7 protein-coding genes and 1 riboswitch are annotated in these 15,093 nt (G+C 62.6%); of the genes, 1 reads left to right on the top strand and 6 read right to left on the bottom strand.

Features of this window, described 5'->3' with window-relative positions; genetic code table 11:
* Positions 1–378: 378 nt before the first annotated feature.
* The 6 genes from G7048_RS10665 to G7048_RS10640 form a co-directional block, all read right to left on the bottom strand.
* Positions 379–798, bottom strand: a complete 420-nt coding sequence (locus G7048_RS10665) for a magnesium chelatase (protein ID WP_240933240.1) — start codon at positions 796–798, stop codon at positions 379–381.
* A 239-nt stretch (positions 799–1,037) separates the two neighbouring features.
* Positions 1,038–2,126 carry an ATP-binding protein gene (locus G7048_RS10660; protein ID WP_166068120.1) on the bottom strand — a complete coding sequence of 363 codons (1,089 nt, stop codon included), beginning with the start codon at positions 2,124–2,126 and terminating at the stop codon, positions 1,038–1,040.
* Positions 2,126–5,929 (bottom strand): cobaltochelatase subunit CobN, encoded by a 3,804-nt coding sequence (gene cobN, locus G7048_RS10655; RefSeq protein ID WP_166068119.1) that lies wholly within the window; start codon positions 5,927–5,929, stop codon positions 2,126–2,128. The genes G7048_RS10660 and cobN overlap by 1 nt, the downstream gene beginning before the upstream one ends.
* A gap of 9 nt (positions 5,930–5,938) precedes the next feature.
* Positions 5,939–6,988, bottom strand: a complete 1,050-nt coding sequence (gene cobW / locus G7048_RS10650; protein ID WP_166068118.1) for a cobalamin biosynthesis protein CobW — start codon at positions 6,986–6,988, stop codon at positions 5,939–5,941.
* Positions 6,989–7,183: 195 nt separating this feature from the next.
* A riboswitch (cobalamin riboswitch) is annotated at positions 7,184–7,509 on the bottom strand.
* 61 nt (positions 7,510–7,570) lie between these two features.
* Entirely contained in the window at positions 7,571–8,935 is a 1,365-nt protein-coding gene (locus G7048_RS10645) for a glycerophosphodiester phosphodiesterase family protein (protein ID WP_166068117.1), read from the bottom strand.
* Between the two features lie 153 nt (positions 8,936–9,088).
* Complete coding sequence (locus tag G7048_RS10640; protein ID WP_166068116.1) at positions 9,089–9,646, bottom strand: peroxiredoxin; 558 nt, start codon at positions 9,644–9,646, stop codon at positions 9,089–9,091.
* 492 nt (positions 9,647–10,138) lie between these two features.
* Here G7048_RS10640 and G7048_RS10635 point away from each other — a divergent pair, with 492 nt between their 5' ends.
* A complete protein-coding gene (locus G7048_RS10635) occupies positions 10,139–14,980 on the top strand; it encodes a DUF11 domain-containing protein (RefSeq protein ID WP_166068115.1) in 4,842 nt (1,613 codons plus the stop codon).
* Positions 14,981–15,093: the final 113 nt, after the last annotated feature.

The following is a 15,093-nucleotide window of genomic DNA, read 5'->3' as shown; positions in this document are numbered from 1 at the left end:
GGCGGTCTTTGCAGGCTGGAATGTGCAATTAAGTAGGCACTTGCTTTCTGGATTGCATGGATGCATCTTGATCTAGTTGGAGGAAAAGAAATTGGGCGTACGCAAACAAAGAGCGGCCAAGGGTGCTCGTAATGAAATCGAGAGAGTGCGGGTGGGGGCGAGGCGAGTGACTTGCAAGTCAATGCAAGGCTGAAAAGACCAAAGCCTCGACATGCGAGGCTTTCCATTTGGTGCATCTTTATGCTTGTTAGCGTCCAGAGCACATATCCCAGTGAATTAGGCGAGCCCAGTTTACTCGGAAATGTGCACTGGTCGGAACCCGCGTCGCCGCCGTGCGCGCTGTCCCGTCAGTCTAGTTCACTGGGATATGTGCACTGCTCAAAGCGTCAAGCAATCCACGCCCCAATCCTTGGCCAAAGAACTCACCCGCCCCAATCGCACAACCCCCGACTCAAAATCCAGCACCCGAATTTCATCAGCATGAGAAGGCTTGGGCGGAACTTCGCGCGTGCGTGCGTCGGTCAGCAGCCATAGCCATCCCTGCATCGCAGGTCCGCCATGCGCTGCCAGCAAGTTGCTCGCATTTTCCAAGGCTTGGGCCAAGGGCGTGCCACCACCACCTCCAATCGGCTCGACCCAGTCATCACTCCATGCGCTGGCTTTGCAGGGTGCCAGTCGCAACTGCACGCCTTCACCGCCAAAGCAGATCAGCGCAACATGCTCACGCTGTTGATAGGCCTCGCGGAACAGGTCGAGCAGCACGCCCTTGGCGCGCGCTAGGCCACCGCCTGTCACCATCGATGATGAACAGTCCAGCACCACGCAATGCAAACGACTGCTCGACGGTTGCTTGGAGTGAAATCGCAAATGCGCCAGCGCCAGAGTTTGCGTTCCGCGCGCGGTGAGAGTGCGCGGCCAATTCACGCTCGTGGATGACGGTTGCGCTGCAGGTTGCTGTGCGCGCTTGTCCGAATGTTGCGTTGCCCTCTGCGCGTGCAACGCGCGCCCGGCGACTGCGGGCGGCGTTGCGCGAGGGCTCAGGCTTTTTTTTGTGTGGGTTCTCCAGCGCGTCGCGGCAGCAGTTGCAATGCATCGGTGCTGCGTTGCACGGGGACAGGTTGCGGCGGCAGATAGCCCCAGTCGTTGTCTGCGTCGTTGTGCTGGCTCGTGGTATCGGTCCCATCATTGCGCGATGACGCGGACGATGGCGGTTTCGCTTGCTGTTGCATCGATTGGCTTTGTGCCGCCGCAGATGGTTTGCGTCGATGTGCCAACACCAGATCGGACACTGCGTGCACATGTTCTGGCAACAGTTCCTTTGCATCGTTCCACGCCGCAAATGCACGTGCAGCACGCAGCAACACAAGGTCTGCGCGCATGCCATCCACATGCGCTTCGATGCACAGCTCGCTGGCGGTTTGCAGCGCGTCATCGGTCAGCGGCCATGCGTTGGCATCGTTCAGACGGTGCATTGCCGATTGCAGTCGATGGCTCAGTTGCTGCTGCTCGTCAGCGTATCGCGCACGGAATGCATGCGGGTCCGCATCGAACGCCAGGCGAGCGCGAACGATGGATTGGCGCAGCGCCACATCGCTCACGTTGTCCAGACGCACGCACAGACCTAGGCGATCCAGCAACTGCGGGCGCAGCGTGCCTTCTTCCGGGTTCATCGTGCCGACGAGCACGAAGCGCGCAGGATGGCTGTGCGATATGCCGTCGCGTTCGATCACGTTCACACCGCTGGCGGCGGCGTCGAGCAGCACATCGACCAATGCATCGGGCAGCAGATTGATCTCATCCACATAGAGCACGCCGCCATGTGCGCGCGCCAGCAGGCCGGGCGCAAAGCGCACCGCATTGCCTGCCAGGGCCTGCTGCAGATCGAGTGTGCCGACCAGATGTTCGAGCGTTGCGCCCAGTGGCAGGGTCACGAACGGAGCACTTGGCAGCAACTCGGCCAGCGCGCGTGCGCCTGTGGATTTGGCCGTGCCGCGCGGGCCTTCGACCAGCACGCCGCCGATGCGTGGATCGAGCGCCGCGAGCAGCAATGCAAGGCGCAATTCAGGCTGCCCTGCAATCGCAGAAAACGGGAACAGCGGCGGCAACTCGCTTGGGCTTGTGGTCATCACAGACCTCCTTCCATGCGCTGCTCATGGTCGAGCAGCATGTCTTCCAGTGTCTGGCGATAGTCGCCCGGTTCTTCCCACAAGCCGCGTTGCATGGCTTCGAGCAAGCGGGTCGTTATGTCGCGCATGGCCTGTGGATTGTGTTTTTCCAAAAAGTCACGCGTGTGTTCGTCGAGCAGATAAGCATCCGTGACCATCGCGTAGTGATGATCGCTGACCTGATGCGTGGTGGCGTCGAAACCGAACAGATAGTCCACGGTCGCGGCCATCTCGAATGCGCCCTTGTAGCCATGGCGCATGGCCCCGGCAATCCATTTGGGATTGGTCACGCGCGCGCGCACCACGCGGCCGATTTCTTCGCTCAGGCTGCGCACTTTGGCGTGGTGGGGGTTGGCGTGGTCGCCGTGATAGAGCGCAGGTTGCTTGCCCGAGAGATGCGTTGCGGCTGCGGCCATGCCGCCCTGGAACTGGAAGTAGTCGCTTGAATCAAGCACATCGTGCTCGCGGCTGTCCTGGTTCTGCAGGGCTACATCGAGTTGGCCCAGTCGTCGTTCGAGTGCTCCCAGCGCAGGCACGCCTTCGCCGTTCTGCCCATACGCGAACGCGCTCCATTGCAGATAGGCGCGGGCCAAGTCGTCTTCGCTTTGCCAGTTCCCAGTTTGAAAAAGGCCTTGCAAGCCGGAGCCGTAATGACCCGCGGGCGCGCCGAAAACGCGCCAGCTTGCTTGGCGCAATGCGGCTTCTTCCGCCATGCCGCTGGCTTGCAGTTCGGTGCGCTCCTGTTCGATGCGTGCGCGGATGGGGTTCTCTTCGCTGTCTTCGCCTTCGAGCGCTGCGATGGCTTGAACGGCGGCGTCGAACATCTGCACGACGTTGGGAAACGCATCGCGGAAAAAGCCCGAGATGCGCAGTGTCACATCGACGCGCGGACGTCCCAGTCCCACGCGCGGAATCACCTCGAAGTCCACCACGCGGTGGCTGCCTGCGGCCCATTTGGGGCGCACGCCTATCAGTGCAAAGGCTTGCGCGATATCGTCGCCGCCCGTGCGCATGGTGGCCGTGCCCCATACGGAAAGGCCGAGCGTGCGCGGGTATTCGCCGTTCTCTTGCAGATAGCGTTCAAGCACCTTGTTGGCGGCTTGCTGGCCGAGGTCCCATGCGGATTGCGTGGGAATCGAGCGGCTGTCCAGCGTGTAGAAATTGCGGCCGGTGGGCAGCACATCGGGCCTGCCGCGCGATGGCGAACCGCTGGGACCCGCAGGCACGAACCGGCCTTGCAAGCCGCGCAGCAGTTGCGTGATTTCCTGCTCGCCGCAAGCATCGAGCGCGGGTGCTAGTGTGTCGTTCACATGCGCGATGGCAGCGCGCGTTTGCGGCCAGTCGTCGGCGAGTGCGGGCATTTCGATGACCGCTGTGGCAAGCAGTTCAAGACGCTCGCGGGTATCGCCTTCATGTCGCCACGGTTCATCGCTTGTCGCCTGCAATGCGGCCGGTCGCGCGCCGGTCCATGCACGTGCGGGTTCGATCCGCAGCGGATCGAAATTTTCTGCAGAAAGCAGATCATTCGTGAGCGCTTGCAGGATGCCTTGTTGACCGCTGCTCGACGGAAAACGTGCGAGCGCAAGCAGCGTGTCGCGCCGCTGCACACCTTGTGGCGATTGGCCGAAGATGTGCAGGCCATCGCGGATCTGCGTTTCCTTCAGCTCGCACAGATAGGCGTCGATGCGTTCGAGCAGCGCGTCATCGTCGCTCGCTTGCGATGGTTCGATCGACAAGTCTTTCAACAGATGCTGCTCGCGCACGATGGCGAGAATCTGCTTGCGCAGCAAGGCTGCTCGGCGTTCGTCGACCAGCAGTGCGTCGTAGAACTCATCGACCAGACGCTCCAAGTCTTGCAGCGGGCCGTGGTTTTCTGCGCGGGTAAGCGGCGGCATCAGGTGGTCGATGATGACGGCCTGAGTGCGTCGCTTGGCCTGCGCGCCTTCACCCGGATCGTTGACGATGAAGGGGTAGAGATGCGGCAGCGGGCCGAGAATCGCATCGGGCCAGCACTGCGATGAGAGCGCGAGGCTCTTGCCCGGCAGCCATTCCAGATTGCCGTGCTTGCCCACATGCACCATCGCATCGACGCGCCACACATCACGCAGCCAGAAGTAGAACGCGAGATAGCTGTGGGGCGGCACCAGTTCGGCGTCGTGGTAACTGGCGTAGTCCTGCGCGCCCATGCCGTTGCCGTTGTGCAGCAACGCGCGCGCCGGTTGAATGCCGACAAACACGGAACCCAGACGCAGGCCTGCAATCATGAAGCGGCCATCGCGCAAGGCAGGATCGTTCAGCGGTTCACCCCAACGCGCGTGGATGGCCTCGGCCATTTCCGGCGCGAGTTGTGCAAGACGCTTTTCGTAATCGGCCAGCGCGTAGCTTTGCAACGCGGGCCGCAAAGGCCACTGAGAAGGATCGTTCGCAATGCCTTGCAGCAGCGATTGCATGAGCGCGTCGCCAGAGTGTGGCAGCGCGCTCGCATCGCCCAACGCATAGCCATCGCGAGCGAGACCTTGCAGAATCGTGATCACCGATTGCGGTGTGTCCAGACCCACGCCGCTGCCGATGCGGCCTTCGCTGCCGGGGTAGTTGGCAAGCACCAGGGCCAGGCGTTTCTGCGCCGCAGGCTGGCTGCGCAGGCGGCACCAGCGCTCGGCCAGTTCGGCGACGAAGTCCACGCGATCGGGTTCGGGCTGGTAGGCCACCACGTCGGTTTGCGTGATCGGGCAGCGGTAGGACAGGCCCTTGAAGCTCACTGCTCGCGTGATGATGCGGCCGTCCATTTCCGGCAGCACTACCTGCATGGCGATGTCGCGCGGGCGCAGGCCCTGGCTGTCGGCCAACCAGTCTTCGCGGTTGCCGCCGCTGGCGATCACCTGCAGCACGGGCGCATCGCCCGCGAGTGCCGCGTCTTCACCGACGGCAGAGAACGCCGTGGTGTTGAGCACCACGGCGACGTTCTGCTCTTTGCACAGCGTTTGAAATGCGGACAGGCACAGCGCGTCCTTGAGCGAATCGAGCGCCACGGGCAAGGGGTTCAAACCACGCGCATGCAAGGCGAGCGCCAGTGCATCGAACGCGGCGGTGTTGGCCGACAGCAGATGCGCGCGGTAGAACGTGATGGCCACCACCGGCGCATCCGCATGCCACGCGGCGCGCAGATCGTCGAGCCCGGCGACAGCGTGCGATGCGCACAGCGCCTGCGGCACATGCACTGCAATCTGCGGCAAGGTGCGTGGCGGCGGCGGTTCGCTGCCATGCTGCATGCCGTGGAACGCCACGGCGCGAAGAAACGCGCTTGCGTTCTCCATGCCGCCCGCGCGCAGGTATTGCCAGAGCAGGCGGCACACGGGCAAGGGCAGGGTGCTGCGCTCCAACAGTTGCAGGTCTTCCTGCAGATCGCCGGAGAACATGGCGAGCCGCTGCTTGCGTTGATGCGCGAGCGCGTGAATCTGCTGAACACCGTAAGGCCACGCGGATTCGGAGCCGAGGTGATCGACCACCACCACCTTGGCATGCTGCAGCACCTCGTCCACATACAGATCGAGCGACGCGGGCTGGCGCAGGTGCAGCAGGTTGGCAAGCCGAATGCTCGGAAAGCCCGGCTGCTGCGCGCTGAGCGCCGTGCAGGCATGGGCCAGCAGCGCGAGCGTGGTGTCGGCGGAACTCAGGATCACCACATCGGCAGGCGTCTGTTCCAGACGCGTGACGATGCTCTCGTCTTCCACAAATCCGCCGGGGCGGGTGCTGAGCAGATGCATCGCCTGACCTTATGCCGCCACGTCGTTCAGACCCGCACGCAGCGCGGCTTCGTCGAGATCCTGACCGATGAAGACAAGGCGCGTGTTGCGTGCTTCGTCCGCCTTCCATGCGCGGTCGAAATGCGTGTCGATGCGGCGGCCCACGCCTTGCAGCAGCCAGCGCATGTTCTTGCCGGGGATATTCGCAAAGCCCTTCACGCGCAGAATGTTGTGGGTGCTCACCAGTTGCTCGATGGCGGCCAGCAGCTTGTCGCGGTCCACTGCAGGCAGTTCGATGACAAACGAATCGAACTCGTCGTGGTCGTGATCTTCTTCATGATCGTGGTGCGTGGGGCGCTGATCGATGGTGGTTTCCGCAGCCTTCGAGAGGCCGAGAATCACGTCCAGCGGCAGCTTGCCGTGCGATGCGTGCACGATCTTCACCTCGGCAGGCAGCTCTTCGCGCACCATGGCCTGTACCTTTTCCAGATCGGCGGCGTTCACTGCATCCGACTTGTTCAGCACGACGAGGTCGGCGGCACCCAACTGGTCTTCGAACAGTTCGTGCAGCGGCGATTCGTGATCGAGGTTCGGGTCGGCGCGGCGCTGCTCGTCCACGGCTTCCGGGTGCGCGGCGAACTGGCCTGCGGCGGCGGCGGGTGTGTCCACCACGGTCACCACGGCATCGACGGTGAACACGTTGGAGATGTCCGGCCACTGAAAGGCCTGCACCAGCGGCTTGGGCAGCGCAAGGCCGGAGGTTTCGATGAGCACGGCGTCGATCTGATCGCGACGCGCGGCCAGCTCTCGCATCACGGGGAAGAACTCTTCCTGCACCGTGCAGCACATGCAGCCGTTGGCCAGCTCGTAGAGCGTGCCTTGCACCTCGTTGCCGTCGTCGTCGCAGCCAATGCCGCAGCCCTTGAGGATTTCTCCGTCGATGCCCAGCTCGCCGAACTCGTTGACGACGACCGCGATGCGACGGCCATTGGCGTTGTCCAGAATGTGGCGCAGCAGCGTGGTCTTGCCGCTGCCGAGAAAGCCGGTGACGATGGTGGCGGGGATTTTGGCGGTGTTCATGGCGATGAGTGATGGTTGTTCGTGAATCCACACACACCGCCAGATTGCGCAATCTGTCTACCGGACAAAGGCCCGCACAGTCCACGAAAAGCACTGCTTGCATTCATTGCGGGTCGAATGTCTCGACACCGGACGCATGTGCTCATCCTGAGTTTTCTGCTGCACCAGCCTGCCCAGACATGCACACTCCCGCGGTGTCCGAAGCGATGCGAAGGCCGGTATCCGGGCTCGCGAAACGCCGAGATGCATGGCTTGTGTTCAAGCACGCATCTCGACTCAGTCCTCGCCTTCCCACGTCGCTTGAGTTGTCAAACGGAACGCAGTGACTGCCGATCGATCGCTGTGATGCGATCAGCGTGAGGACCTGAGATTTCGCCTACCGTTGCGGGGGCAGCGCAGGAATGGTGGTCTTGTGCCCGTGGGCTTGAAGATCACGCACCTGCTTCTCGTTGAACCCTGGGCCGTGGCGTGTCGATGGATAACGCGGCGGGCCTGTGGGCACCTTCGAATCTGGTTTGTCGGCCAAGGGCCGACAAACCGTTCGTGATTATCGTTCATATCGACATCACGCCTGCGCAGCCGTCAATTTACGCCAAGCTCTTTGTCATACGCCTTGCGCGCCTGCACGCCGGTGTTCGCAAAGTCAGTGAACACGCCGTCGATGCCCAAGCGGAAATACGTGAGGAACTCGGCTACCGGGTCGCCCTTGTAGATGCCTGCCAGACGGCCCGGTTCGTTGCGGAAGGTGAAGCTGTGGACCACGAGGCCAGCCTTGTGGGCGTTGGCGATCAGGCCGGTGTCCTTGACAGTGTTCACATCCTTGAGACCTGCGCCGGTCTTGAAGGGCACGACGGAGTGCGCTAGGACCTGTGGCTTCCAGGGGCCGATGCCGTCGGCGTAGGTCTTGATCTCCTTGAGGCCATCAGGCGTAAGCATCGTGGCGAAGGTGCGCGCGTCGCCCGCCAGCGTCCAGCTGTAGGGGCGGCCGCTGATGAAGGTCCACTCGTCGTTGGTGATGTAGAGCATCGAACCATCCTGGTAGTTGATGTCGTTGCCATCGACGAGCTGCACGCCCTTGGCCTTCATGCCAGCCTTGCGCAGGTATTTCAGGCTCGCGGGGTCGAAGCTCTGGATGTAGATCGGCGAGTCCTTGGTGTTGAGCTTGTTCTTTTCCAGCAGCGCGATCACCGCATCTTCGAACGGATTGGCCGAGCCCGAGGTGCCGCAGCCGTTGGCCAGCGCCTGCTGGTTGTTCCAGTAGGGGTTCTTCACTTCCGCGTAGACCGGAATCGTGCGTTTGAGCGCCTTGCCCTTGGCGACTGCGATGTCGATCACGTCCTGCGCGCTGATGATCGGCAGTTTGCCGTTCCACTCGGTCGGGCGATCGGCGCGGTTGTCCAGCGTGGTGCCGCCGATCCAGTTGCGCAGCTCGGTCATGGTGAAGTCGCTGATCGACCAGTCGTTGGTGTGGTCTTCACCGTCCACCACCAGCGGCTTGAGCACCGATGCCGGATCGTTCGGGTCGATGCGGTCCGACAGGTACTGCGACGGGCCGTTCTCGGGCTTGGCCGGGTACTTCACGTTCACCAGCACGCCCTTGGTCGTGCGCTTGCGCTTGGCGACTTCGGCGTTGGTCTTTGCCACATCGGCGATGTTGGTGTTATCTGCCAGCCAAGCGTTGTGGCGCGCGACCAGTTGGCAGTCGCGCGTCAGATGCATGTCCAGCTCGATCATGTCGGCCCCGGCGTCAGCCGCCTTTTCGTAGGCCATGCGGGTCTGCTCGGGGTAATAGCCCGACAGGCCCCGATGCGCAATGATCTGCGGCGGCTTGCCATCCAGCGTCTTGTAGAAATCGCCATCACCACCGCCACAGGCGGAGAGGGCGAGCATGGCGCAGGCCACGGCGGTGAAGGAGGCAAACCTTTTGGGTCGAATGAACTGGGACATGGTTGGTAGTACCAATGGTTGATCAAAATGGTCCGGCAATGAGCCGGTTCGCCATGTTCCAGAGCCAGTATGAAGGCTTGGTGACAAACGTAAAGATGCGCCCGAAAGCTTTTCTATCGGCTTGGCGCAACGGCGTGCCAACCGCCTCTTGCGCTAGCGCATCAACGGTGCCACCGTGCCATCGAGTTCATCGCGCAGCCGGGTGCCCTGTTCGATCTTGGCGACGACCTTGCCGCTTTTGTCCACCACGATGGCGGTGGGCACGACCTGGATCTTGCCGAAGGTGCCGAAGTCGAAATTGCGCATCTTTTCCTGCCCCTCGGGCGGCAGCGCGCGCATGGCGATCGGGAAGCCCAGTTCCTTGGACTCGTTCATCTTCTTGCCACGAAACTTGAACGGATCGTCCAGATCCACGAACAGCACCTGCAGCCCCTTGGCCTTGTATTTGTTGAACGCGTCGATCACGGCGGGGCGGCCATTGGCGGTGCAGGGAGCGCACCAGTCCGCGCCAAAGTAGATCACCAGCGGCTTGCCTGAATAGTCGGCCAGATTCACCGGTTTGCCGGTGACGAGCTCGACCTGCTGCATGCCCTCGGGCTTGTCGCCCACTTCGGGCTTCCAGGCCTGGGCCGAGCTGGACAGCACCCAGAAGATCACGAACACCGCCATGCCGACGGCGATTCGTGCATTGCCTTGCGTGTTGTTTTGCATGGTGCTGGCCTCCCCTTCGAATGATGGGGAACCAGTCTATCGAGCCACTGGAACGGCTTGCAATGGAAAGCACGAAGTGTTTCCACGTTCACGAATGCGCCTCCCCACTTCTGGGGATGTGCGGGCATCCAGTGGCATTGCGCCTCCAGAGGCGGATGCCGCGTGGGGCTTGGCCTGTTTGCCGAGGTGCCGGGATGCCGTCTCTGGCGCACGGTTCTGTGAACAATTGTTTAATTTTGATAGTAAATCGCTATGATTATTGACATGATCTATTAAAATGAATTATTCATAAGATGTGATCAATGATGTGCTGAATGCCTCATGGACGAGGCGTTGCTCCAGACCGCAGACCAATGCGCTGCGTATGGCTCGGGCGAACCAGCGACACGAAGACAGTCTGTCATCAGGCTGCGCGATCAGCATGAACGGTTGTGTGCTGACGCGTTGCGTGAAGTGGCGGGCCTTCGTTGCAGTCGGACAGGAATAATGTTTATGTCGTTCAACCTTCACCTTCCCTCCATCCGCAAGCCCTTTGTCGGGCTGATTCAGGCTGTGAGCGTGTTCGCCCTGTTCTGTGCCATTGCCGCACCCGCGCAGGCGCAGACGCGACCGCGTATTCCAACGCTGACTTGCGGTAGCCATCCGGCCATCATCAACACAGCCATTGACGGCTCGACGGGCTACAACAACGCCAGTTCTCCGATTGCGGTGGGTGCGCCCGACGAACACTGGGACTGGGCCAATTCGACCATTCAGTATCCAACGAATGTGGGCCTGAATTACCCCAAGAGCAATCCCGTTCCAGGCAATACGGCGACCGATCAGCCGGCGGCGACGACCGACAGCATTGGCGTGGGCGGGATGCTCATCAAGAATCCCGAGACGGATATCGATCCGACAAAGTGGTCCACTCCGCCGCGCTATACCTACGGTAGCTGGCAACCCTCCCCGTTCAACAACGCGCAGTGGATTGGTGGCGTATCGTTGCCGCGTGGAACGACGTTCCTGCGCTATCAGTTCGACATCGCCACACAGGCCGACGCGGACAACTTCCGCTGGAGCTTTGACTACATGACGGATGACAACATCCGTCAGGTTTTTGTCAACGGTGTGCGGCAGCTCGCGCCCACTGCGGACACTCCCGCGGTGGAGAGTGTTGCGAAGAGCTATGGCGGGGGATTCAGCAACGTCAGTGCCATGAGTCTGCGCAACAACTGGAAGCAAGGGCGCAACGTCGTCATCTTTGCGCTTTGGAACTATGGGCCCAGTGCGAATACCTTCTCCCCTTCGGGATTGCTGATCCAGGCGTCCGGGGCGTCGTTCTGTGGCAGCGATTTGCAGGTCAACAAATATGTGCAACAGGGAGCGGGCTTCTCGACGGCCAGCCTGCGTCCCTTCACCGGCACGGTGGCGGCCAATGCCACCGTCTACTACAACATCACCGTCAGCAACCAGAGCAGCACTGCCCTGTCAGGTGTGGTGTTGAACGACCCCATTCCGACGGGACTGAGCACGACGACGGGATTCTCATGGCAGTGTCAGGTCCTGACACCTTCGCCCGCCTCCTGTTCGCCTGCGACCTTCACAGGAACCAGCCTGAATTTGCCCGACATCCCGGCCAGTGGGTCGCTGATGCTGGTGTTGACGGCGAGGACGGGCGCGGCCCCGCTGGAGCCTGTCATTACCAACGTGGCCACGGTAGTGCCGCCCACGGGCTCGCCAGCGGGCATCTGTACCAATGCCGATGGAACCAACGGCTGCACGTCCAGCGCGTCGATTTCGACGGGCGCATATGTGAGCATCAAGAAGTCCTTGCCCGTGAACCAGCCTGGGCCGTTCTATCCGGGTGATCAGGTCAAGTACCTGCTGAACGTGGTGAACGAAGGCTCGGTCAATGTGACGGGCGTGACGCTCAGCGACAAGCTGCCTGCCGACCTGAGCAATGGTCAGTGGAGTTGCAGCGTGCCTGCAGACAGCTTCGCGGCTTGCCCGGCCACATCGTCCGGATCGATCGACGCCAACGGCAACTTTGTGGGACTGACGGGCGGTTTCCCGATCAGGGGACAGTCCAATCTGCTGTTCACGGTGACAGGCACGGTAGGTGCAGTGGACCAGACCAAAGTCGTTCCCAACACGGCCAGCATCACAGCAGCCGGTGGCGGTGCGCAATGCTGGAACGGCTCCACAGCCAATCCCAAATCGAATGTGCTGCCTTGCAACTCCACAGCCAATGTGACGCTGCTGCCTCCCACGCCCGTGGCGCTGACCAAGTCACTGACCAAGTCGGGCTTGCTCTATGCGGGCGACACGCAAAGCTATATGGTGACCGTCACCAACAACGGCACAGTGGCGACCACCGGCACCCTGACGGATGCCGTGCCGACGGGCATGACGCTCGCGAGCCAATCCTGCGCGATCACACCCGCCGCCACGCCGCCAGCCACCTGTGGTCTGAACGCTGCCGTGACTTTGCCCGCAGGCAGCACGCTGACCTATACGCTCAACACGACTGTCGGCCCGCTGGCAGCGGCCACGCAGACCATCGTCAATCAGGCGACATGGACCCCATCCGTTCCCGCGCACACGGTCTGCACGGCCACGCCGCAGGCAGCGGGTGTCACGACTTGCACGGCGGAGGTGAGCAATACGGGGTCCGTCAAACCGGTGCTGGATATCGCGGCATCGGTCGCACCCAACGCCAATGTCCCGCTCGGCGGTGCCGTTACCTACACGGTGACGGCCACCAACACCAGCCAGGTGAATGCGCCCAATGTGAATGTGCAGGCGGGCGCACTCAATCCAACGGGTTCGGTGACTTTCACCGGCGACTGGACTTGCGATGCAGCGCTGAGTTCGCCCGGCGTGTGCAACGGCTATGTGTCCTCGACCGGCGATCTGAACGCGACGCTGGCCAATCTGCCCGCAGGGCTGAATGCCGTCTTCACACGATCCGGTATCGTGAGCGCGGCCTTGGCGCAAGGCGCATCGGTGACGCTGACAGCCATGGACACCACCAGTCCATTGGTCCACACCTGCTATGAATCCGGTGAAGCCCAGGCCAATCGCTCCTGCCAGACGACTGCAGTGTTCACGGTGAGCAAGCCCGCGCTGTCGATCACCAACAACGTGACACCGAACGCCAACGTCAACCCCGGCCAGACCGTGAGCTACACCGTGGTGGTGACCAATACTGGCGGCGTCGCTCTGGCGGATGCCAAGATCGACATCGGCGCGGTGACGGGCATCACGCCCGTGTCCATCACATCCTGCTCGGCGAGCCCGGCTCCTGCTGCATGCCCGGTCTTCGGCGCGGCTGCCGGTGGCACCATCGCCAGTTCGTCCACGGGGGTGTTGCCGGTGGGCGCGAGCTACACGATTGTGGTGAACGCGAAGGTGGATACGACGGCTCCTTTCTCCACCACGCTGTCCATGCCTGCCAAGGTGAGCACGGCAGCGCCGGGTCTTGCCTGCACGGTGGGCACGCCCGTCGGCACGGATGCGTGCCAGGCCAATGCGCCGCTGACCACATCGGCTGCACCTGTGCTGTCGATCTCCAACTCGGTCAATCCGACAACGGCCGCGCCAAACGGTGACGTGGCCTTCACCATCATCGCCAAGAACGAGTCGGGTTCGCCGATCAGCGATGGCGTAGTGACCACCGACACACCCGCCAACATCACGCTGGGCGCATGGACCTGCCAGGCGGCAGGCGGCGCAGTCTGCCCGGCGCCGAGCGGCTCGGGCGCGCTTGCACAGACCGGCGCGAACATGCCCGTGGGCGGCACGCTGACCTATGTGCTGGCGGGCAAGCTGGCCAGCACGGCGGCGGATGGATCAACGATCACTCTGAACGCCAACATCGCCTCCGCCGTCACGGGCAACAACTGCCCGGCAGGCACGGCGACTGCGCCCTGCACGGCCCCTGCGACGGTCACGGTGAACTTCGTGCCGCCCGTGCTCTCGATCACCAACACGGCCACGCCCACGACGGCAGCGCCTGACCAGAACGTGAGCTTCAAGATCGTGGTCACGAACACGTTGGGCAAGAAGCTCACCGACGGCGTGGTGAACATCGGCACCACCTCCACCAACATCGACCTGGGCGCATGGACCTGCGTGGCCTCGACGGGTTCGACCTGCCCGGCTGCGGGTGGCACAGGCGCGCTGCCAGTGCAGAACGGTGCGACCATCGAGCTGAACGGCACACTCACCTACACGCTCAACGGCAAGATCAAGACCGGCACTGCCGATGGCACGGCGATCGTCATGGACGCGAGCGTCAACTCCGCCACCACGGGCGTGACCTGCACAGGCGGCACATCGCCCGCTTGCAAGGCACCATCGACCGTGACGGTGACTTTCGTTCCGCCGGTGCTCTTGATCACCAACAGCGTGGCTCCCACCACCGCCTTGCCAGGGGATGAAGTGACCTTCACCATCGTCGCCAAGAACACCTTGGGCAAGGCGCTCACCGACGGTGTGGTGAACATCAAGACCGCGTCCACCAACATCGACCTGGGCACCTGGACCTGCGTGGCCTCGGCGGGCTCGACCTGCCCGGCCGCCGGCGGCACGGGTGCGATGCCGGCGCAGAGCGGTGCGACCATCGAGCTGAACGGCACCTTGACCTATACCTTGAAGAGCAAGATCAAGACCGGCACGGCCGATGGCACGGCGATCACCATGGATGCGAGCATCGATTCGGTCACTCCGGGCGTGACTTGCGTGGGCGGTACGGCTCCGGCCTGCAAGGCACCATCGACCGTGACGGTGAAGCTCAACCCTGCCGTGCTGCAGTTGGGCAATGTCGCCAACCCCTCCACGGTGGCGCCGGGTGGCAAGTCGACGTTCACCATCGTGGCGACGAACAATACCGGTGCGCCGATCACCGATGGTGTGCTGTCCACAGACTCGCCAGCGAATCTGACCATCGGCAACTGGACCTGCACGGCCAGCGGCGGCGCGGTCTGCCCGCAGTCGGCGAGCCTGACCAAGGCCAGCGGTCCGTTGAACCTGACCGGGCTGAATCTGCCGGTGGGCGCATCGCTGACCTACACCGCTGAGGGCACGCTGGCATCCACGCTCAAGGACGGCGACAGCGTGACGCTGACCGCCTCGCTGAACTCGGCAACCGCTGGCGTCACCTGCGTGAGTGGCGCGCTGCCTTGCGTGCAGCCCGCGACGGTGAAGATCAAGGCTGCGGTGGTCGGCGAGGTGACACCAGTGCCAGTCGACTCCATCTGGATGCTCGCAGCCCTCGCCAGCCTGATGCTCGCCGCAGCCGCCGTGATGCAGCGGCGCATGCAACGTGCCGAAAAGGCGCAGCGCAAGTGATGCGCTGAATTGACAGCCATGAAGCAGAAAGGGAGCCCTCGGGCTCCCTTTCTTTTGGGCTCATCGCGAAATGAGTTGCATCGAAGTGGACTTCAAACTGCGATGTCGGCAGC

It is taken from the genome of Diaphorobacter sp. HDW4B, assembly GCF_011305535.1.
Classification (GTDB): Bacteria; Pseudomonadota; Gammaproteobacteria; order Burkholderiales; family Burkholderiaceae_C; genus Diaphorobacter_A.
This window is presented reverse-complemented; position numbering and strand designations above follow the sequence as displayed.

What these genes read in the sequence shown, in the direction of transcription:
- cobN (WP_166068119.1), bottom strand. Translation starts at nt 5,929, where the DNA reads ATGCATCTGCTCAGCACCCGCCCCGGCGGATTTGTGGAAGACGAGAGC.
- G7048_RS10645 (WP_166068117.1), bottom strand. Translation starts at nt 8,935, where the DNA reads ATGTCCCAGTTCATTCGACCCAAAAGGTTTGCCTCCTTCACCGCCGTG.
- G7048_RS10665 (WP_240933240.1), bottom strand. Translation starts at nt 798, where the DNA reads ATGGTGACAGGCGGTGGCCTAGCGCGCGCCAAGGGCGTGCTGCTCGAC.
- cobW (WP_166068118.1), bottom strand. Translation starts at nt 6,988, where the DNA reads ATGAACACCGCCAAAATCCCCGCCACCATCGTCACCGGCTTTCTCGGC.
- G7048_RS10640 (WP_166068116.1), bottom strand. Translation starts at nt 9,646, where the DNA reads ATGCAAAACAACACGCAAGGCAATGCACGAATCGCCGTCGGCATGGCG.
- G7048_RS10660 (WP_166068120.1), bottom strand. Translation starts at nt 2,126, where the DNA reads ATGACCACAAGCCCAAGCGAGTTGCCGCCGCTGTTCCCGTTTTCTGCG.
- G7048_RS10635 (WP_166068115.1), top strand. Translation starts at nt 10,139, where the DNA reads ATGTCGTTCAACCTTCACCTTCCCTCCATCCGCAAGCCCTTTGTCGGG.